General features: G+C 65.1%; 19 protein-coding genes. 11 read left to right on the forward strand and 8 right to left on the reverse strand.

What is annotated here, in order from left to right; all coding sequences use genetic code 11:
* Window positions 1-322: 322 nt before the first annotated feature.
* Entirely contained in the window at window positions 323-1,306 is a 984-nt protein-coding gene (locus K3M35_RS20130) for a hypothetical protein (protein ID WP_220666898.1), read from the forward strand.
* Window positions 1,307-1,364: 58 nt separating this feature from the next.
* Window positions 1,365-1,961 carry a restriction endonuclease gene (locus tag K3M35_RS20135; protein ID WP_220666899.1) on the forward strand — a complete coding sequence of 199 codons (597 nt, stop codon included), beginning with the start codon at window positions 1,365-1,367 and terminating at the stop codon, window positions 1,959-1,961.
* Window positions 1,962-2,116: 155 nt separating this feature from the next.
* Here the strand turns inward: K3M35_RS20135 and K3M35_RS20140 are convergent, their stop codons facing one another.
* On the reverse strand, window positions 2,117-2,680 hold the full coding sequence (locus K3M35_RS20140) for a helicase associated domain-containing protein (RefSeq protein ID WP_217580317.1): 564 nt from the start codon (window positions 2,678-2,680) through the stop codon (window positions 2,117-2,119).
* Between the two features lie 101 nt (window positions 2,681-2,781).
* Here K3M35_RS20140 and K3M35_RS20145 point away from each other — a divergent pair, with 101 nt between their 5' ends.
* Window positions 2,782-3,225, forward strand: a complete 444-nt coding sequence (locus K3M35_RS20145) for a hypothetical protein (RefSeq protein WP_217580316.1) — start codon at window positions 2,782-2,784, stop codon at window positions 3,223-3,225.
* Between the two features lie 76 nt (window positions 3,226-3,301).
* Here the strand turns inward: K3M35_RS20145 and K3M35_RS20150 are convergent, their stop codons facing one another.
* From K3M35_RS20150 to K3M35_RS20160, 3 genes are all read right to left on the reverse strand, one after another.
* The gene (locus tag K3M35_RS20150; protein WP_217580315.1) at window positions 3,302-4,333 is read right to left on the reverse strand and encodes a hypothetical protein; all 1,032 of its coding nucleotides are present in this window, start codon (window positions 4,331-4,333) and stop codon (window positions 3,302-3,304) included.
* A gap of 47 nt (window positions 4,334-4,380) precedes the next feature.
* A complete protein-coding gene (locus K3M35_RS20155) occupies window positions 4,381-5,274 on the reverse strand; it encodes a hypothetical protein (RefSeq protein ID WP_217580314.1) in 894 nt (297 codons plus the stop codon).
* Between the two features lie 68 nt (window positions 5,275-5,342).
* Window positions 5,343-5,639, reverse strand: a complete 297-nt coding sequence (locus K3M35_RS20160) for a hypothetical protein (protein ID WP_217580313.1) — start codon at window positions 5,637-5,639, stop codon at window positions 5,343-5,345.
* Between the two features lie 117 nt (window positions 5,640-5,756).
* On the opposite strand from K3M35_RS20160, the gene K3M35_RS20165 reads away from it, so the two are divergent.
* The 4 genes from K3M35_RS20165 to K3M35_RS20180 all read left to right on the forward strand — a co-directional run bounded on the left by K3M35_RS20165 (window position 5,757) and on the right by K3M35_RS20180 (window position 9,554).
* On the forward strand, window positions 5,757-6,602 hold the full coding sequence (locus K3M35_RS20165; protein ID WP_217580312.1) for a hypothetical protein: 846 nt from the start codon (window positions 5,757-5,759) through the stop codon (window positions 6,600-6,602).
* 754 nt (window positions 6,603-7,356) lie between these two features.
* Window positions 7,357-7,995, forward strand: coding sequence for a hypothetical protein (locus K3M35_RS20170; protein WP_220666900.1), 639 nt, complete (start codon window positions 7,357-7,359; stop codon window positions 7,993-7,995).
* A 172-nt stretch (window positions 7,996-8,167) separates the two neighbouring features.
* Window positions 8,168-9,016: a hypothetical protein gene (locus K3M35_RS20175; protein WP_217580310.1), complete on the forward strand. Its 849-nt coding sequence runs from the start codon at window positions 8,168-8,170 to the stop codon at window positions 9,014-9,016.
* Between the two features lie 286 nt (window positions 9,017-9,302).
* Window positions 9,303-9,554 carry a hypothetical protein gene (locus K3M35_RS20180; RefSeq protein WP_217580309.1) on the forward strand — a complete coding sequence of 84 codons (252 nt, stop codon included), beginning with the start codon at window positions 9,303-9,305 and terminating at the stop codon, window positions 9,552-9,554.
* Window positions 9,555-9,703: 149 nt separating this feature from the next.
* On the opposite strand, the gene K3M35_RS20185 is transcribed toward K3M35_RS20180, so the two are convergent.
* Window positions 9,704-10,885 (reverse strand): tyrosine-type recombinase/integrase, encoded by a 1,182-nt coding sequence (locus K3M35_RS20185; RefSeq protein ID WP_254707609.1) that lies wholly within the window; start codon window positions 10,883-10,885, stop codon window positions 9,704-9,706.
* 199 nt (window positions 10,886-11,084) lie between these two features.
* On the opposite strand from K3M35_RS20185, the gene K3M35_RS20190 reads away from it, so the two are divergent.
* Window positions 11,085-11,576: a hypothetical protein gene (locus K3M35_RS20190; protein ID WP_217580307.1), complete on the forward strand. Its 492-nt coding sequence runs from the start codon at window positions 11,085-11,087 to the stop codon at window positions 11,574-11,576.
* 30 nt (window positions 11,577-11,606) lie between these two features.
* On the opposite strand, the gene K3M35_RS20195 is transcribed toward K3M35_RS20190, so the two are convergent.
* Both K3M35_RS20195 and K3M35_RS20200 read right to left on the reverse strand, forming a co-directional pair.
* Entirely contained in the window at window positions 11,607-12,446 is an 840-nt protein-coding gene (locus K3M35_RS20195) for a DUF6884 domain-containing protein (RefSeq protein WP_217580306.1), read from the reverse strand.
* Between the two features lie 33 nt (window positions 12,447-12,479).
* Window positions 12,480-12,746, reverse strand: coding sequence for a hypothetical protein (locus K3M35_RS20200; RefSeq protein WP_138846054.1), 267 nt, complete (start codon window positions 12,744-12,746; stop codon window positions 12,480-12,482).
* A 791-nt stretch (window positions 12,747-13,537) separates the two neighbouring features.
* On the opposite strand from K3M35_RS20200, the gene K3M35_RS20205 reads away from it, so the two are divergent.
* Window positions 13,538-14,401: a hypothetical protein gene (locus tag K3M35_RS20205; protein WP_138846055.1), complete on the forward strand. Its 864-nt coding sequence runs from the start codon at window positions 13,538-13,540 to the stop codon at window positions 14,399-14,401.
* A gap of 161 nt (window positions 14,402-14,562) precedes the next feature.
* On the opposite strand, the gene K3M35_RS20210 is transcribed toward K3M35_RS20205, so the two are convergent.
* Complete coding sequence (locus tag K3M35_RS20210) at window positions 14,563-15,075, reverse strand: hypothetical protein (protein ID WP_138846056.1); 513 nt, start codon at window positions 15,073-15,075, stop codon at window positions 14,563-14,565.
* A gap of 193 nt (window positions 15,076-15,268) precedes the next feature.
* On the opposite strand from K3M35_RS20210, the gene K3M35_RS20215 reads away from it, so the two are divergent.
* Complete coding sequence (locus K3M35_RS20215; RefSeq protein WP_138846057.1) at window positions 15,269-15,883, forward strand: hypothetical protein; 615 nt, start codon at window positions 15,269-15,271, stop codon at window positions 15,881-15,883.
* Entirely contained in the window at window positions 15,880-17,847 is a 1,968-nt protein-coding gene (locus K3M35_RS20220; protein WP_138846058.1) for a hypothetical protein, read from the forward strand. The genes K3M35_RS20215 and K3M35_RS20220 overlap by 4 nt, the downstream gene beginning before the upstream one ends.
* Window positions 17,848-18,479: the final 632 nt, after the last annotated feature.

Here is an 18,479-nt window from a genome sequence, read left to right on the forward strand (position 1 = left end):
TGGGGTGGGGGCTTTTCGCAGGTGTTTCAGGTGGAGAAGGCGGGTGATGGGGTGTGCGCGGTAAGCCCCCGTGTGGGGGGCGCGTTGGTGGGGGCCTTGTGGCTGGTGTGGCTGCGGGGCCTGGGCTGGCGCGTTGGACGTGATGTGAGGAGTGGTGTCGGTGCCGGAGTACGTGGAGAAGGCGTCTGATTTGGGGGCGGGGTACCGGGTTCCGATGACGCGGAAGCGGCGGGCGGCGACGGCGCGGCGGGGGAATCAAGGGATGTCGTCGGGGACGGTGCGGCGGCACGGGTGGCGTCGGACGCCGGGGGATGAGCAGTTGTTGGAGTTCGCCGGTGCGTTCGGTGCGATCACGCTTCGGCACGCCGCCGAACACTTCTATGGCGGGGTGTGGGAGACGGCGCGCAAGCGGGTGCAGTACATGCGGGAGGCAGGGCTGTTGGAGCGGTCCGACAACCTTCGGTGGGCGGGGACGGTGTTGTATCCGACGGCGGCGGGGATGGCGGCCGCGGCGGCCCCGGGGTTCCCGGAGCTGCGGGCGTTGGTGCCGTCGGAGGAGCGGATGCTGCACCGGTTGTTGGTGGCGGAGGCGGCGCTGCGGATGCGTGCCCGTGGGGTGCGGGTGGTGTCCGAGCGGCAGATGCGGGCGGTGGAACGCGCGAATGACAGTGGGCAGGCGGCGGAGGCGTTCGCACGGTTCGTGGGTGTGGCGGTGGCGGGGTCGTCGGCGGCGGATGAGTTCGGAACGGCGGTCTCGCCGACGATGGATGGGGCGGGGCGTGCGCGGTGGTTCGGGGTGCCGGTCGGGGTGGCGGGGGAGCTGCATTGGCCGGACTTCACGGCGATTGTCGGTGGGCGGATTGTGGCCGTGGAAATGGAGATCACGCACAAGGAGCGGTGGCGGATGCTGCAGGTGCTGCGGGGCTACAAGATGTCGATCGAGGCCGGTCATATCGCGCAGGTGCTGTGGGAGGTCACCCCGGATGTGCAGATGCAGTTGGAGGGTCGGCGCAGTGTCGGCGGGTGGGATGACGGGTTGCTCGCGGACCTTGGTTTCCTTGAGTCCGGACAGGCTCCGGACTGGTCTGTGAAGGGTCGGCCGATGGTGGTGCGGCCGGCGCAGGGCCGTGATGACGGGGTGCGGTACGCGCTGTCGCAGAAGACGCTGCCGCCGTCGCTGCGGTGCTCGTATCGGGTGTGGCGGCAGTGGCTGCAGGTGTGGGAGCGGGATGACTCTGCGTTGGAGTTCGAGGAGTGGTTGATGCGTCCGCGAACGCTGCAACGCCTGCAGAGTTTGGGCTCCTGATCTGACCTGAATGCGTGCTACGAGTGGCTACAGTGTCGGCAGATCCGGAGGTCGCACCATGGATTCTCAGTCCCGATACATCACCACTCCAGAGGACGCCGAGCAGTTCGCGGCGTCACAGATGAGGGATATGGGCTTCCCGGATGCGAGGGTGACCGGGCGCGGCGCTGACGGGGGCGTCGACGTCGTTGCCCGCCGTGCAGTCGCTCAAGTGAAGTGGATGCACTCGAAGGTGGGGCGGCCGGATCTGCAACGTCTGTACGGGGCGCGGGGCGCAGAACATTCCAAGGACATGCTGTTCTTCGCGGAGCTGCTGTCCCCTTCGCCGTACACGCAGGACGCCGTCGGGTACGCAGACGAGCACGGGATCGGCTTGTTCGCCTATACCTCCGACGGCAATTTGTTCCCTGTCAACCAGCACGCGAAGGACTTCGTGGCGGGTATCGATCAGGTCCGCGCGGCTCGTGCCGCAAGGGCCGCGTTCATGGTTACGGTCCGCACGGTGGTGTGGTCGAGCCTGCTGGTTGTGTCGATCTGCGGGCTGTTCATTTCAGTCTTGACGGTCCCGTCCGCCACCCCGGTGTGGCTTGGATTCCTTGCGCTGTCTGTGCTGGGGCTGGTGCTTGCCCGGGTCTATCAGCCAGGCGCCAAGTAGGGGAAGCAGCCCCTCCGAGCGTCGAGATGAGTGCGGCCCGGGCTCGCGTCGAGGGGAGACGCGAGCCCGGGCCGTGTTGGTCACCGCGGTGAGGGGAGGAGCGCGGTGACCGGCGGGGCACTGTTTCGAGGGGAGGAAAACAGTGCCGTTGTCTGTTACGCCGAGTTCTGCCTCGACGGGGCTCCATGATTGCCTACCGCTTCTCCACCTGTTTCAGCGGCGGTATTCCGGCCGGGTGCGGCGAATCCTCCGCGGCGGTTGGAGTGCTCCATGAACCCGAGCTTGGACAGTGCCTCCAGGCGGTCCGGGGCGGTGAGCTTTCCGGCTCGCAGTTCCTTGCGGCGCGACTGCACCCACATGCCGAGGGCGAAGCCATCCTCGGTGACGTGGCGGCGGGGGACATCGGCGTTGCCATGGGTGGCGACGTACGCCCGCAGATGGTTCAGTCCGTGATCCCACTGCTGTTGGTGCAGTGAGGTGGGGCCGCGTACACCGCGAGGGCTGGTGGTCTCGAAGCCGGCGGCGTGGAGCTGGGCGATCCGTTCCGGGCCCAGCGAGGTGTTGCCGGCGCGGATCGCGGCCCGTTTATGGGCAACCCAGCTACCCAGAGCGAACCCGCAGTCCGGGCACATCCAGGACCTGGGAACGTGCCCGTCACCGTGCTGCTCGACGTAGGTACGAAGGTGCGACAGACCCGTCTCGAACCGCTTCTCCCTCATGCCCGCAGAGGTTAGAAACCGCCTTCTCCACACTCGAGCGTGTGGGCGAATGACTATCGAACGAGGTGGGCATACTGCGGTTAAGAGGGAAGGAGAGCCCGATGATCCGCACGCGCACCGTCCTGATCATCGGCGGGGTGGCCGTAGCCTTGACGGTCGGCGCAACCCTCGTGCTTGCCGATGACGAATCCGCTCACGAGCAGAGCACGAGCCCCGACGCTGCACCGGCCGAGCCGGGCCCAGAGACGTACTACGAGAGCTTGGCTGACTCTTTCGAGGTGCCCTCCCTAGAGCTGGACGAGGCTCTTGATGTCGCCGAGCGCATCTGCCGCATGAGCCATTTCGGCGCCAGTACTCGCCAAATTGAAGGTACCGCTCTGGGGTTCGTGAAGGCCTACCCGACGAAGTATGCCCGCGAGTACAGGGCCGGTCCCAACTACGACCACGCAAGGGATGAATACGCGCTCTCTGTCCAGGACGCGGCGTTCTTCGCCTCGGTAACACTTCGGGATTACTGCCCCTACCGGGACCAGTTCGGCTACTGACCCAGCCAGAGACCGTCCCATTCTGACAAGAGCCCCTCCGGGGAGACAGTTCGAGGGAGACCCACGAGGTCTCGGCCTACCCTGGCTGGACCACTTCCAGCAGACTTTGGATGCGAGCGAGGAGTTCGTCGGTGCGGTCGTCGAGCTCTTCGAAGGCCGGCTCAAGGTCAGCCATCGCTTTCGCGGTGCCGCGGCGCGCAGCGAGACCTGCTTCGTAGCGTGCTGCGAGTTCCTCGCTGGACAGCTCTGGTGGCTCGACCGGCTTGATGTTGTCTGCATCGTTTTCGCTGATGGATTCGACGACGTCCTCGACGGCGTCGGCCCAGCCGTCGTCGAAGAACTTCACCTGCCGTTGTTCCCGAGTGCTGGTGGTGCCGCTCAGGTGCGCGGTGAGGATGCGGGTGATGGCGCGGCGGGACAGGCCGACGCGGCTCAGGCTGGCGTGGCCCCACTTGTCGAACGAGGGCAGCAGCGGTCCGTTGTGCCGGATCGCTGGGAGCAGTTGGAGGCCAGTGACGGAGTCGTCGGTGACCGGGGTGGCGTTGGTGAGGGACTCGCCGAGCCACCGGTTGGAGGGGGTGCGGTCGGTGAAGGCCTGCAGTCTGGCCCACCGCAGGTACACGGCGACCTGTTCGGTGCGGGGTGATTCGTGGGGGTCGTGGGGGACGACGATGCCGTGGCTGGGGATGCGGAGGGTGCGGCCGTCAAAGGTGACGTCGCTGCGTTGGAGGCGTCCGACCTGGATGGGGGAGAGGCCCATGCGGCAGGTCAGGGTGAGCAGAAGGGAGTCGCGTCGGCCGAAGAGACCTCCGGGCCAGCCCGTGGTCGGCAGCCGGCGAATCACGTCCAATGCGGTGTCCCGCAGGTCCGGGCGGGGATGGGTCCGGCGGGTGAGACGTTCCCGCAATGCATGCGCGGTCCCTGGGGCGGGGTAACCGCAGCGGGTGTGGACGGTGTTGATCGCGGTCACGCGACTGCGGTGAGTGCTCATGGCGGCGGGGTGTTCGTCGAGGAACAGAGCGATCGTCAGCGGGTCCGCCGGAAGCGCGGACGCCTCGACCGCGGTGCACCAGTCCGCGAACAGCTGCCAATCGTGACGGTATCGCACAGCAACAGCGCCTAACGGCGCGGACGTACCCTTCCCATCAATGCGGATCACGCCGTCATCGTCGCATCGTCGGGGCCATTATCGTCAGGCGTGTTCTCCTGCTTCTGCGCAGCGTCCAGCGCCTCATAGATGACTTCTTGAGCTAGCCGAGCCGCAGGATGAAGATGGCCAGGGGGCTTCCAACGAGGGTGCGATTCGAGTTCAGTCAGCTTCTCTGCCTTCAGCTTCCCCTCGCTCGACGCCTCGTCCTTGCTCTGAGCAAGTTGAAGGAACCAGGAGAACAATTGGCTCTGGATCAACGCAACAATCTCTATCGCCTGGGCCACTGCGTCTCGAACCGAGTCCACTCTGACGGAAACGCGAACGGTCTGGAGCTTCTCCGTAATGTCACTGCATGCTGTGAGGAACGTGCCGTAGTCCTTGATCAAGTTGGATGAAGGCTTCCGACCCGGCTTCCACACAGGTCCGTTTCTTGTCAACGCAAGAGTCTTCGTTGAGCCGGACGGTGGAAATATCGCATCGGTCAGGTACTGGAGATCTGCGGTGGCCATCGCCTTCGCAAACGCTTCAAGATCAGGAACCAGTTCAGAGACACGTTGGAGATCCGCATGGATCTTCTCCTCTAAGAGTCGTTGGCGGTGTCGACGCTCTTCTGAAGCCTGAGCGTAATTGGCGATCCTCTTGGCTTGCCGCCCTTCGCGAAGCGCTGCTGCGACCGCCGCCAACGTCATCGTTCCCGCATACCAAGTCCCGATAGCACCAGCCGCGTCCCACCAACTCGCGTTCATCTGCTCGGGATTCGCCATGTGCCATAGGGCCGCAATTCCTACCACCAGCACCGCGAGGAATACCGAGACAGCGATACCCAGGATGACCGCGTCAGCGGTGGTCAACGGCCCCTGAACACGGCGGAAGTCATTGGACGGTCGGTTGTCGGTCACGCGAGAAGGCTAGCCAGGCCCGAAACACGCTCCGGCCCGCCTCCCCTTCGCAGCTGTGGGAGGCGGGATTAGTCGAGTAACGATCGGGACGCTTGCAATAAGCCGACGGTGTGAGCGAAGGCAACGAGGTCGTCGTCTTCGGAGAGTTCGGGATTGACGATGGTGACGGGCAGATCGGCATCGAGATAGAGCGAGCCGACCTCGGTTTCGACGAGGAACATGCCGCGGAAGGTGGCGGAGGATTCGACGGAGCCTGTGACGCGGACGTGTCCGTCGTGCTCTCCGACGAGGGTGGCGCTGGGGATAGGGGCAAGTGCGCCCGGGCTGACCTGGATATGAGCGGGGATTGCAGTGGGAGTGGTCATGCGTGCCTCCCGGCTGTCGGTGATGGTGAGGCGACGGTATGGGTGGCTTGAGTGCGGTGTTTCAACGCGCCGCGACCGGCCGTGGCTGTTGTCGACGACCTCCAGTAGTTTCCGCTGATGGTTCAGTTCAGCAGCGACCCAGAGCGAACTCGTCAGCGGATTGCCGACCTCGACGAGTACATGACCCGGTCGGTCTACGGCACGGACGGTTTCGTCTGTCGCTCCGCCACCAGTTGCAGCAGTGCAGCAGCGACGAAGGGCGCCGACTTCTACGAGGGACAGCTTTCACATGTGGGACTCCACTACGACATGTTCGAGGACGGCTCACCTCTGCGGGTATTGGTCCTGGGCCTTGAGATGGGGCGTCCGGACCGGCACGTCTCACTTGAGGCACGCCGCTTGCAGCAAGATGAGGCGATAAGGATGAAGTTCGGTACCCGGCATGCGCACATGCTGGGTACTACAAGCGCGCTCCGTGTTGCCTTTGGTCGACCCCTGGGTGCCGACCGGGCCGGGGAACTGCTGTCATTGTCGAACGATCCGGTGCCCCAGCACGTCATGCAGTGCTACGCCCTGGTCAATAAGCGACTGTGCTCTGCGGTTCGGCCGGTCGACTCTGCGAAGGGGCGTCGATTCCAGGCTGCAGGCGTTCCATCGATGGACCGGGCATGCCTTCCGCATCTCGCCGCGACAGTCCGGATCCTTGAGCCCACGTTGGTAATCCTGCAGAGCACGACACTTCGGTCGCTGATCAAACCGCACCTTGCGCACGTCGAGCGGATCGCTTCCCAGAACGAGCAGTTGGAGTACGCCCAGTTCGCGGGGGTTCCAACCACGATTGCCAGTTTCAGTCACCCGGCAGCCCATGCTCCGAAAAACTGGGGGAGCTCACACCGGAACAGGTATGCGATCGATGTCGTGGAGCCGACTCTAATGGCAGCGCGTGAGTTCATCCTGGGGTAGTTCTGACCGTCCCGAGGCCTCCATCGTCCTGCGAACAACCGTTTCTGCTGCTTACACTGCCGTCATGGGAGAGCCTTGGGCCGACCATGAGCGTCTCGTCGATGCTGCTGGCCTGTTCGCGGAGAAGGTCGACGTGTTGCTCGACCGTGTCGTGGATAACGCCATCGGACGCTGCCGTGTCCATTCTCCGGAGCAGTTGCGCGACCATAGTGCGGCACGGTTGCTGACACGGATCGCGATCGAGCACCTCGCTGGTGTGGATCCGGCAGTGGATGTGCAACGAGCCCTGCGGGCGGGGATGACGTGGGAGCAGATCGGCGGAGCGGTTGGGCTTTGCGCAGACGCAGCCCGTAGCCGGTGGGCATCTGACCAACCCTCAGTTCATACGCCAGCGGTCCACGCCCCCGCTGCGCGCAGGTCGGGCGGGCGGCCTAGACGCCGCCGTGCGGTCGATGACCAACAGATGTCGATGTGGTGACCGACCTCGAGCTGCGCTGATTTTCCCTCATCCATGCAGGTGAACCCGATACTTCGGTGACTCCGAGGGTCGCGAGGGCCAGCGCGCGGGAAGGCAGCATAGAATTCGAGTATTCGAGTACTCATGCGCCCGTTCCTGAGCACGGAGCATCATCGATTCACACGAAATGCTGGGTAGGAGAGGGCCATGGCATGTACTCGCGGTGTCCTCGAAACGAGGTCAGTTCGTCGTAGCGGATGTGCGTGTGTCTCGGCAGGAACTGCGCTGAACTGTTTGATGTTCGTGTTCGCGGCCGCGGTGATGTCGGGGTGTGTGAAGCCGAGTCCGGAGACGTCCGAGGCGAATCGCTCTGAATCCGCGGAGGTTTCGGAAACCGATGGTGAGCCGGGGGATCGTGCGCAATCACCTGGTCAGCAAGGTGCCCAGCCGCCAGCTGCTAAGGGCTCGCCGATCAAGATTCCGTATTTCTCGCAGCGGGGCGGGCCTTTTGACACGTGGACGAAGGACGCGATCGACGCCGCATTCGCACAGGCATGCAGGGATGCAGGCAACAATTCCGACTGCGTCACGCTGTCGTATGTGAACACCGACCCGACGGGCACCTGTACCTTCTGGGGATTCAACCCTGATCGTCCGACGAAGGATGAGGTCGTAACGGTCGATGCCGAGACGGCGGTAATTGTCAGGATCACCGGTAGTCAGCCGTGTCCGATGCCTGGCCCTGACCTCGGGAGCGACGACACACCGGACAACGGCACACCCGACACCGACACACCCGACGTCGACACACCCGACACCGACACACCCGACACCGACACACCCGACACCGACACACCCGACGTCGACACACCCGACACCGACACACCCGACGTCGAGATTGGGCCTTCAGAACCGGCCGCGCCTACCGGCGGATAGTCAGCGATCAGCGATCGATCGGGTATATATGTCCGACAGCCTCAGACGCAGGGATGCGCGCGCCGTCGACCGTCCGCAACGGATGATGCGGGGCCTGCGGCGTCCGGCTACGAGACAACCCCCGGAAGCTACCGACTCACCCGTAGAGACCGGCTTGTCGCGGTTTGGCGGTGTGGTCCGCAACATCGCTGCGCCCACGACGCTGGTCACCGCGCTCCTCTTCTTCTTCGGGTGGTCTCATGCGTACTGGTTCTTCGACTATTTCGGGGTCAATTCGACAACCCTCGGGCTGACAACCCAGGACTACCTGATGCGTAGCCAGGACTTCCTGTTCATTCCGCTCGCAGTGCTTGGATGCCTGCTGACGGCATACATTCTCTTCCGCACGAAACTATGGGAGTTCGTGCTTCCGCGGATTGGTAGCTGCCCCCGCGTGGTAACGATCGGGGCCACCGTCGTCGGCCTCATCCTTGTCGGAGTCGGCATGATCAGTATCGGGGGTGAGACACCCTTCAACTGGGTTGTTGCCTTACCTGGCCTGTGCATCGTGGTGGGAGCGCTCTTGATCGCCGCGGCGATCCGGCTCCGTCGAACGCACCAGCACAACGTCGAGTCATCTGCAGGTTCACTCAGTGCGGGCGAGTGGGCAGCAGTGTTTGTTCTCGTTGGGGCTGGATTGTTCTGGGCGGTCGCGGACTACGCCGCCGCCGTGGGAACCGGACGAGCAATGGATCAGGTCGATCAGTTGCCGGCACAACCGAGCGTATTGGTTCATTCAGCAAAGAACCTCGGCCTTTCCGGACCGGGTGTCGTCGAGCTCATCTGCGATGAGGCCGATGCGGCCTACCCTTTTCGCTACGACGGACTGAAGCTCGTTCTTCAGTCCGGCAATCAGTACCTGCTGCTCCCTGCCGAATGGAGCCGCGACACCGGAGTCGCTTTTCTGCTACCGCGGTCTGACACGATCCGCCTCGACTTCTTCCCCGCGGGGGTCGCGCCGCCCCAGCAATGTGGATGGTGACGACATCGCTCGTCATCGGTGTAGTCACATGCGTAGATCTCGACGGCGGCCGGGGACAGCGCCGGTTCGGGGTCTCCTGCTGTAGAGCGTCGTAGCGCGTCGGTGGAGTTGACCGAGGCGACCATCGAGAGCAGAGCCAGCGAGTGCCACCTAGGTGGCACCCACATACAGTCACGTACTTTCCGAGTGCCTGCCAGTGAGGGTGAAACACGTGGAGAAGGCGTAGGGGAAGGTCGGCGTCGAGCTCGGCGGCTGGTCGAGCGGTCCGCCCACGATCGGAGGTTCCATGTCCGTCACCCCCGTGTTCGCCCAGATCCCCGAGATCAAGCCCGAAGCGCCACCGTTCTTCTCCGACCTGGTCGGCTCATTCAATCCGCTGTGGTGGCTGCTGCTTGTCATTGCGTTCGTGGCGTTCATGCTCGGGTTTCTCTCCTACCGCGGCATCGTCCAGCTCCGGGTGACCGAGGAGTTCCCGCTGATGTTCTTCTCACCGATGGTGGCGGTGCTCGCGGTCGTGGCCCTGACCTACGGCACCTAGCTGCGCCCCGCACTGGTCCCCACTACGGGGAACGCCGGTGGGCTTTCCGAGACAACCTCGGGTAGTCCACCGGCGTCTTTGTTGTTCGAAAACCTGGCTGGTGGGGACACCTCTCACCGTCCGTGACGAGTCGGTGGTTCCGCCCCAGTTCAGCGGGCGAAGCGAGTGACGGCGTTGCCGGTCAGCGGGTTGTGCTCACGCGCATAGATTCCGACCGTGACGGGGGAGGCGTGCCCGGTCTGCCGCTGGATCTCGTGAGGTTGGGCGCCGTTGCGAAGTGCCTCGGTGACGAAGCCGGCACGGACGGAGTGGCCGCCGAGTTGGGCGATCTTCGCGGGGGAGAGGCCGCCGGCGTGGGCTGCCCTGCGGTAGACGGCGTGGATGGCCTGCCCGGACAGTGCGGTGTCGCCGAGGTTGCCGTTGACACGGATCGGCCGGAACACCGGAACGTCGATGTCGGTGAGCTGGGGGTGGGGGAGATGGCAGACGTGCCCGGTTGGGTTGTCGTCGGTGCGGAGCAGTCGGATGATGCCGGGTCGGCCGGCGGCTTGGTGGGCGGCGATCACGTCGAGCCAGCGGCGGTAGGCGCAGGGGCCGCACACGGTGTGGGTGAGGGCGACAGGGGCGGCCTTGATCAGGCCGTGGCCGGTTTGGTCGGTCTTCGAGCGGCGGACCCGCATGTGGAGGCCATCGCTGGAGTGGATGGTGACGTCGCGGATCTGCAGGTCGGACAGCTCTGACCGGCGGAACGCACCGAGGAACCCGAGGAGCAGCAGTGCGGAGTCGCGGCGCTCGCGCGTTCGGGATTGCCAGGTGTTGGCTTCGGCGCGGAGAGTCGTGACGATGTGCTCGATCTCGGCGAGCTCGAGCGGCGCGACGCGTTTGACGGGACGGTCGCCGGCCGCGGCGTAGGTACGGCGCAGACCGGAGATGGTGTCCTTGACGAGCTGGTATTCGCCGGGTGCGCGGTGGTCGACGGCGCGGTGCCAGTAGTTGATCGAAGCGACCCACCGGGCAAGGGTGTTCATCGAGTAGGCGCGCTCGCCGGTCTCGGTACGCAGGTCCGCGCATTCGGTGAGGTAGTCGGCGACGACGGCGGGGTGGGCCGGTATCGAGATGTGGCCGTGGGCGCTGCACCATGCGGTGAACTTCTCCCAGTCCTGCCGGTAGTTGCGGGCAGTGGAGGGGGAGTGGCGCTGTTCGAGTGCGGCGACGATGCGAGCTTTGGATTCGGCGGAGAGGACGGGTGCTGTGGACAGCTCCGGGTTACCCGCGGCCACCGGGGCCGGTGCGGCAAGGATGGTTTCTCCCAGCACGTGCTCTGTTGTCACCACCGCTCCTCTCCTGTCTGAAGGGAGCCTACTGAGGATCACCGACGTCCCTGCACAACGGCAGACCGTCGTCCTGGCGCCAGCGGCGTAACGCATGGAGAGGCAAAGTAGACACCATCAACAGGGGGATGTGTTCCAGATCACACTTCTAGGGGTTGGGATGTCATACCGGAAGCTTGGATTCCTTCTACTGGCTACGGTGGCGACACTCACCGCTTGCAGCCAAACCGATGGTGAATCCACACCTGACGCAGGGACGGGTATCAACCGCCCAGATGCGACGTCGACGGCAACTACCTCCGACGAACCGGCGACGGCGAAGTTCGGAGAAGGATTCACCTTCAGGAACGGGCTCGCAGTGGCAGTAGCGCCGCCGGAGCCCTTCACACCCAGCGGAACCGCCTCTGGATTTGAACCCGGTGATCAAGCGATCGTCTTCACTATCACGATCGTCAACGGCTCACCCGACAATTACGACCCGGCGTTGTTCACCACGACCCTGCAAAGCGGTAACCGGGAAGCGAGCAAAATCTACGACTCCGCGAGCAACGTGGGAAGTACTCCCACCGTGGTGATCCTCCCAGGCCGAGAAGCCGAGTTTCAGGTGGCGTACAGCGTCATGGACCCGACAGATCTCGTGATGGAGGTCAGCCCTGGATTTGAGTACCGGGACGCGATTTTCACCTTCTGATCCACTCCGGATATAGGCAGGGAAACCGTCTTACGCTGCGAGCTGCTCGATCGGTTCACCTGCGGCGATGCGGGCGAGGCGATGCTGTTGTTCGCCAATGCTGCGGGTGCCAGCGAGCGGTGTGCGGGCGTGTGGCCACACCTGCTGCGCGAGCCTGGTGTAGTCACGTCCGGCCAGGATGACGACATTGGGGTGTCCGAGGAGTCCCTGCTGATCGGCCTGCTCCTGGAGCTGCTCGGCGGTGACGGATCCCGGTCGGCCGAAGCGCAGATCGTACGGTGCGATGACCTGGTCCAGGGGTAGTAGGCCGTGGAGGGCGCTGATGATGCGGATGTTGTCGCTGCTGGTGAGGGCATCGGCGGCGCGGCGGGTGAGTCGGTGGTAGCTGCCGGTGTACAGCTCTCCGGCCGGGCAGGGAAAGGGCGCTTTGGCGGCTCCGCAGGGAACGATGACCAGCGGATCGCTCGCCGTCTCGGAGTAGACCGGAGTGACCCCGAGGTCCGCTTCAGTCCGGAGCTGGCGGAGGTCGTGTGCGACATGGTCGGCGACCGTCCACCGTAGCCAGTGCCAGCCGCGCCGTTCCGAGAGCTTGAACTCGCCGTGGCTATGGCCAGCGACGTGGAACGGGGCGTGCCAGAGCTGCAGATCGGTGTTGGGGAGGGTCATCTCGACCTGGTCGTGGGGTCTCCAGAGACGGGTGTGCAGCGGACCGATCGCGCGGGGGATTCCGATGTACTGTCCGCCGGTGGCGGGACCGATTCCGGGCAGCGATTCCACGAGTCCGACCTGCATGATCAGGTCGACCCCGGGGGAGGGTGGGGTCAGGTCGGGGTCGTCGTAGTCGTATGTGAGGCGGAAGTTCGGCGGCATCGAGATGTCCTTGGGGTTGGGGGAGGGGAGTGGCTACTCGCTGGGGGTGGTCTTGTTCGCCCAGTCGCAGCTGAGGCCGCCGGCGTCATAGCCGGTGCTCTGCTCCCAAAGGCACAGGACGGACGTTCCGTCGGAGAGCTCGATGGTGTGGACGCGAACCCACGTCTTGGGGTCGCCTTCGATTCGGGTGACTTTCGGGGCATTGTCGCTGGTGGGGGTGCAGGCGGCGAGGGTCAATGTGGTGGTGGCGGCGAGCAGCGTTGCGACGGCGATGCGGGAGGGGCGGTTGCGGTAGGTCATCGGCGGCTCCAAGCGTCTGGCGATCAGGTCGTAGGGATCCTGTCGGGCCGATGTTCGGGGTGTTTCAGTTGCCGCTGGGCGTTGGCTGGCGGAGGGGAATGTCCTGGTCGGGCGGGTAGTTGGGCGGCCTCACCGGCCCGTTCCGTCACGTGACATAACGGGTTGCGCCATAAGGTGGCCGAATCCTCATCTTGGGGTTTCCGCAGCGGGTCGATGAGTCGCAATGGGCCGTGGCGAGGGGGATTCAGCGCCCGTCGGCGTCGGTCACCTGACGCCCGAAATGACCGGATTCCCTCGGTGTGCGGATAGGCGGACCGCCTCAAAGTCGGTGATCGCCACATTCCTGGTCATCGCATCAGTGTTGGCGCTAACTGTCATTAGCGCTACTCGCGCCACCAAAATGGGACGCTACTCCAAATGACGGCCGGCGAGACGCCAAAAGCCCAGGTCACGGAACTTCACGAAACGAGCGGACACCGCGCTCTCACCCGGCCGTCACAGACAACGACCTACCCCCATTAACTCATCTACCTGCACATTCACGCCGCATTTCCATCACGACGACGAGCCATCTCCTGCTGTCAGGGGAGATCCGCGACGTTCTGCTACTTTCGTGAGCAAGAGCCACGTTGCATGGCTGACCCCGACGCTGCCGACAGGTGCCCGCATCACCACCCCGGCCGCGCCTGAGGGCAAGGTCCACCGGATCTGCAACCCCCCCTTGAAGACCGTCACATCGTCCGTGGCGGCGGATGCGGGGCGCCGCGACGACCATGTGATCGGAGCCCGCCATGACGAAGAACTCGGCCCGCAAGAAAGCCGCCCGCGCCTATCAGGCCGCGCACCCCGAGACCACCTTCCCGGAAGCCATGCGCGCCGTTGCCCGCAGCGCAGACCCCACCTCTGCAGTCGAAGAGACATCGCTCCTGCAGCCCTCCCAATCGGGTGCCGACCCGAAGGCCCGGCACAAGGCGATCGAGGCCTTGACCGCACTTGCGCTCAGCACCCGAGAAGACGGCAGTGCCATCGATTTCGCCGACGAGCTCGCCGGCATCCTCGCCTCCGTCACCGCGAACGTCGGATCAGTCGAGCGGCTGCTCATCGGGCGGACGGGCTCCTGGGAATCTGACCTCGTCGCCCAGCTCGTCAACGGAACAGTCATGGAAGAGGACCTTCCGCGACGACGGACCGCGCCTGTCCGTGTGCTGCTGGACGTGGACCAGTACTGGTACAACTCAGGCCTCGAAGACGTCTACATCGAGGACGTCGACGCGATCGAACAACTCCTCAACCACCACGCAGACGACCGAGAACGAGAACAGGCCCCTGTTGACGAACTCGACACCATCGCCGAACTCGACGACGACGACCGAACGGCCTACATCGCTGCGTGGACCCGCCACGCCCAGGAGGCCGCAAGAGAACTCGGAGTCGAGGCGCCGATCACCGTCGTCGTCGCAGAAGACACTCGCGCCTACACGGACATCGATCCTCTCGCCGACCGCATCGAACAGCTCGCTCATGCGCGGACCCCTCACCCTGTCGTACCCGAACTCGGGACACTGGTGGGGTCGATGAAGCACCCGCCGGAGGCCCTTGCAGCGCGCATCCGGGCTGCCGGGCGCAGCTATCGAAATCGGGCCGCGAGCGCTTGAGTTCTGGTGGTGACACCTCCCGACGCTCTTGATGAGCAACTCCCGACGGAGAAGTTCGGGTCGTGATGCGACCGCCGACAGGTCGGTGGCGCATAAAGCACGAGGTCCTCGAGATGACTGTCATCTCGAGGACCTCAGAACTATGGGACAGCCTGGGGCTGTCAGCAGGTCACCAGGAAGGAGAAGATCGCGTTGGCGTTCCGAGGGGAATCCTCCTCAGCCAGCTTCAGCTGCACGTCGCCGGTGCCGTCGATCTCAACTCCGTTCATCCCCCAAGTCACAGACTCCGTGCGTATCGGATTCGTGACGGGCTGTATCTCCGGCGCGGTCAGTACGACCGTCTCGGTGGCACCGTCGATCTGGACCTGAATGTCATTCGGGAAGACCACATCCGCCTTCAATGACGGTCCCGTTCCCTCGCATGTGACGGACGCAAGGGCAGGGGAGACGTTGTCGAACCCGATCTTCTTCTGCTCCTTGTTCCAATTCACTTCCAGCATGACGCGCCCGTCGACCTGACTCACTGAGCCAGAACGCGTCGCGGAGGCGGCGGTCGACGACCCAGTCCCCGATGCCGCTTCGCTCCCGTCATCGTCGGATGAACCGCATGCCGAGACACCGATCAAGCACAGCGCAGCGAGCGCACTTCCTGCGTACGTCTTCATCCGGGTCACGACCGTTTCCCCAACCTTCCGCGGCCGCCGTACTTCGGCGGTCTTGGTTCGAAAACTACCGGACGAGCGATGCGGCCTCTCGGATGCAACACGACTCCCTGTTGCATCCTGTGCCGGTCGACTCGCGCGCGCCGGGGCCTGGAGAAGGCGTTTCCGAGACTGCTTCCGACCGAATTCCGGTGAAGGGAGCACGATGTCCGACGAGGACGGCTACGACGAGGACCCTGGGTCGTCAGGGCGATCCAACGAAACGTCTGCAGGACTACCGATCGCGGCCCGCGTCCTGGCGGTGCTCGTTCCGATCGTCACGGTTCCGGCGACGATCGCAGTGACTGCGGTGTCATTGCTCGTCGTCGAGCGGCGACGAGTCCGCGGGCGGTGGTGGGCAGCCTGGGCGGCCCTGAGTTTCCTACTCGGCGTCCTCATCTCCGGTTCGGTACTGGCCTGGGCGCTCCAGCCTCTCCGACTTCCCGCGTGGCTCATCACATCTCTGGCTGGCGCATCGCTGGCCGACGCGGCCTCCGGTGTCGACGGTGATGTCGGCGCCGCGCTGCGGGACGTCGCGACGTCGACAGCCGGCGCCGCGGTACTCGGGCAGCTCCTATTCGCCCTGCCTGTCGGCTTCGCGGTCACCGCGGTGTTCACCCGGGTGCGCCGATTCAAGCGGGAGAAGCTCGGCGAGATCGAAGGACCCGAGTTCTCGAACTGGCGGCCTGTCGGCGTCCTCGATCGGATGCGTGCGCGCCGCGTCACCGAACAGATCCGCGCCGGCCATCACACCATCGCACCGACCGAGGCGACCACATGACACTGAATCCGATCTCTGCCACGACCACGCTGCTTCGCCGGCACGGCCACGATGCGGGGCAGGTGGCCGTCGGCATCGGCCGATACGGTCACCCCGCCGTATGCGACCTCGACACGTTGAAGCTGCCGGCGCTGGTGCTCGGCGGGCCCCGTACCGGCAAGACACGACTCGCGAATTCGATGAACGCTCAGCAGGTCCGGGTGACCGGTGGCGGCGCGTGCATTATCGATTTCAAGGGCGGCGACGATATTCCCTCCTACTGGGCGGAGGTCGCGCAGCAGGAGAATCGGGCGTTCCATCACTTCACGCTGAACGAGAAGTCCTCCGGCGCCTACCGGCGCCCGCACCCGTACGCGCGCACCCAGCCCTCGTTCTACGACCCGCTGGTGCGCGGCAACGGTGACAGCAAGACCGCGATGCTCCTCAATTCGGTGGACCGTGACGGCGACGCGGCGGCATACCTGCGGACAGCCGAGGATGTCGTGATGTTGGCGTTCGACATCGCCGACCTGACTGGGTTCTCCGCTGGCAAGGGCGGGCTCGAGACGCTCACCGCGATCCTCGACCCGGCCGCCCTCGACAAGGCAGCCAACCAGCTGACGGTCGACGCGGTCCTTCGCGCGCATCCGTCGATGGCCGATGTCGATGCCCGACGCCGCGTCAACGATCTGCAGCAGCGGGTCGCGGAGATGGGGCAGAAGACCCGCGGGGCGGGCAATCTGCTGGCCGGGGCGATCGGGGACAGCCAGACGCTGATCTCGAAGTTCGCGAACTCGTCGGCGCTGGGAGGTCGACTGCGCCCGGGACGCGATGCGACCGACACGATCGATCTCGTCCGGGCGGTGTTGCAGGGAGAGATCGTCGTGTTCTCGCTGCCGTCGAACGACTACCGAAGCCTGTCCATTCTGGTGTCGACGATGGTGCTGCTCGATCTGCAGAACACGACCTCGACGCTGCGGAAGAACATCGCCGATGTCCGGAGGCTGACCGGGGATTCCTCCCGCAAAGCTGACGCGACGCCGTGGAAGCCGTTCGTGGTGCAGGTCGAGGAGCTCGGGTCTGCGAAGTCGACGGCGGCCGCGGCCGCGTTGCTCGGGCTGCTCAACAAATCGTCGAACGAGGGCATCCGTGTGGTCCTCTCGTCGCAGGGCTGGGGTGACTTCGTCGCCGTCGACGGCACTGGCGTGTGGGCGAACCAGGTGCTCGAGCAGGTCTACAACCTCTTCTGTTTTCAGCTCGGATCCGACGCCGACGATCAGGCCGTCTGCGGATTCTCGGGACAGGTCGACAAACGCAAGCCACGGATGAAGCACGAGATCGACATCGGTGGCAGGTGGCGGCTGTGGTCCGGCGCCCGGTCCATGAACTCGGGCATGACCGATTCCGTCCGGGAGACCCGCATTCCCCTCGGAACGCTGCAGGAGCTGAACAAGGACGACGCGACCGACACCCGCGAGTTCATCTGGATCGCGAAGACGCCGACGCTGAGCGCGGTGCACACCGTCAACGAGGGGCCGAACATGTGGTTCGAGCCGCTGCGGTTGGTGACCGTGCTCGAACCTCCGAACCGGCACGATTTCTTCGGCGATCCGGCCGCGGTGGAACAGGCCGAGGCCCTCCGTGACGAGGTGCTCGACAAGACATGGGAGCGGGTGCGGTCGGACGCGGTGCTCGCTCACGTGCTGTCGGCGGATGCCGCTTCGGTCGAGGAACCTACGCGCGAGGCCGCGGCGGTGCCCGTGCTGACCGCCGCCGAGGATCCGTGGGCCGTCGCGGCGCCACCGCCGAGGAGAGTGCAGCAGGTTTCAGAGCCCGTCTTTGGACATCCGGGCGATCCCGACGTGCCATTGCCGCCAGACCCTGGTCCGGACCCCTGGGACGAGACGGACAGCGAGTGGGGGCTCGACCCCTGGGATAGCGACCCCGATCGCGGCCAGGCCGAGGTGGAGAAGCACGGAAGTTGAATGTGCCCGCGCAGTGAATTGACCACGCCGCCCGACGCCACCGATCTGTGAGGCCTTGAATGTCAGCTCCCACCCCGCCGCCCGGGTATCGGCCCGTGCACCCGCTTCCGGGTTACACGCCCGCGCCGGCCGATCCGCCCGCAGCGTCGGCTCCTCCTGCTGTCACGCCGACCATTCCTCCGGTCCCAGAACGCAGGCCGCCGCGCAGGCCGATGCCGCCTGCACAGGTAGCTGCCCCCGGGACGGCTGGAGCTGCCCCTCGCATGCAGGAACGCCCGACGCGGCCGCGCCCAGCGCCGCCTCGGGCCCCGACTGAGCCGCAACCCGAGCCGGCCTACACCGCTACGCCGGACACCCCGCCCGCGAAAGACAAGAAGACCGGTAACAGCCTGCGCGGGCGAGCAACGGCCGCGTTCTCGGCCGTGCGCGGAGACCACGAGCCGGCGCCAACGTACGACGGCTCCGCCAATGCCGACTTCGATGTCCCGCCGATCGGTGGACATCCGTCCCACACGACACTCCTATTGACTTGCTGTCAAGCGGCGGTCGTTTGGCGTCGAGGCTGCAGCGTCTGGACGATGAGTGGATAGAGCTGCCGAACGAGATACCGTTTCAGGCAGCGGATGATTTCC

The organism is Rhodococcus sp. DMU2021 (assembly GCF_019641445.1).
In the GTDB taxonomy this organism is placed as follows: Bacteria; Actinomycetota; Actinomycetes; order Mycobacteriales; family Mycobacteriaceae; genus Rhodococcus; species Rhodococcus pyridinivorans.

Bases quoted from the DNA above. Each gene is read 5' to 3' on its own strand.
- K3M35_RS20170 (WP_220666900.1), top strand. From the start codon at position 7,357: ATGTTCGTGTTCGCGGCCGCGGTGATGTCGGGGTGTGTGAAGCCGAGT.
- K3M35_RS20180 (WP_217580309.1), top strand. From the start codon at position 9,303: ATGTCCGTCACCCCCGTGTTCGCCCAGATCCCCGAGATCAAGCCCGAA.
- K3M35_RS20220 (WP_138846058.1), top strand. From the start codon at position 15,880: ATGACACTGAATCCGATCTCTGCCACGACCACGCTGCTTCGCCGGCAC.
- K3M35_RS20215 (WP_138846057.1), top strand. From the start codon at position 15,269: ATGTCCGACGAGGACGGCTACGACGAGGACCCTGGGTCGTCAGGGCGA.
- K3M35_RS20135 (WP_220666899.1), top strand. From the start codon at position 1,365: ATGGATTCTCAGTCCCGATACATCACCACTCCAGAGGACGCCGAGCAG.
- K3M35_RS20160 (WP_217580313.1), bottom strand. From the start codon at position 5,639: ATGACCACTCCCACTGCAATCCCCGCTCATATCCAGGTCAGCCCGGGC.
- K3M35_RS20195 (WP_217580306.1), bottom strand. From the start codon at position 12,446: ATGCCGCCGAACTTCCGCCTCACATACGACTACGACGACCCCGACCTG.
- K3M35_RS20140 (WP_217580317.1), bottom strand. From the start codon at position 2,680: ATGAGGGAGAAGCGGTTCGAGACGGGTCTGTCGCACCTTCGTACCTAC.
- K3M35_RS20200 (WP_138846054.1), bottom strand. From the start codon at position 12,746: ATGACCTACCGCAACCGCCCCTCCCGCATCGCCGTCGCAACGCTGCTC.
- K3M35_RS20165 (WP_217580312.1), top strand. From the start codon at position 5,757: ATGGTTCAGTTCAGCAGCGACCCAGAGCGAACTCGTCAGCGGATTGCC.
- K3M35_RS20145 (WP_217580316.1), top strand. From the start codon at position 2,782: ATGATCCGCACGCGCACCGTCCTGATCATCGGCGGGGTGGCCGTAGCC.
- K3M35_RS20205 (WP_138846055.1), top strand. From the start codon at position 13,538: ATGACGAAGAACTCGGCCCGCAAGAAAGCCGCCCGCGCCTATCAGGCC.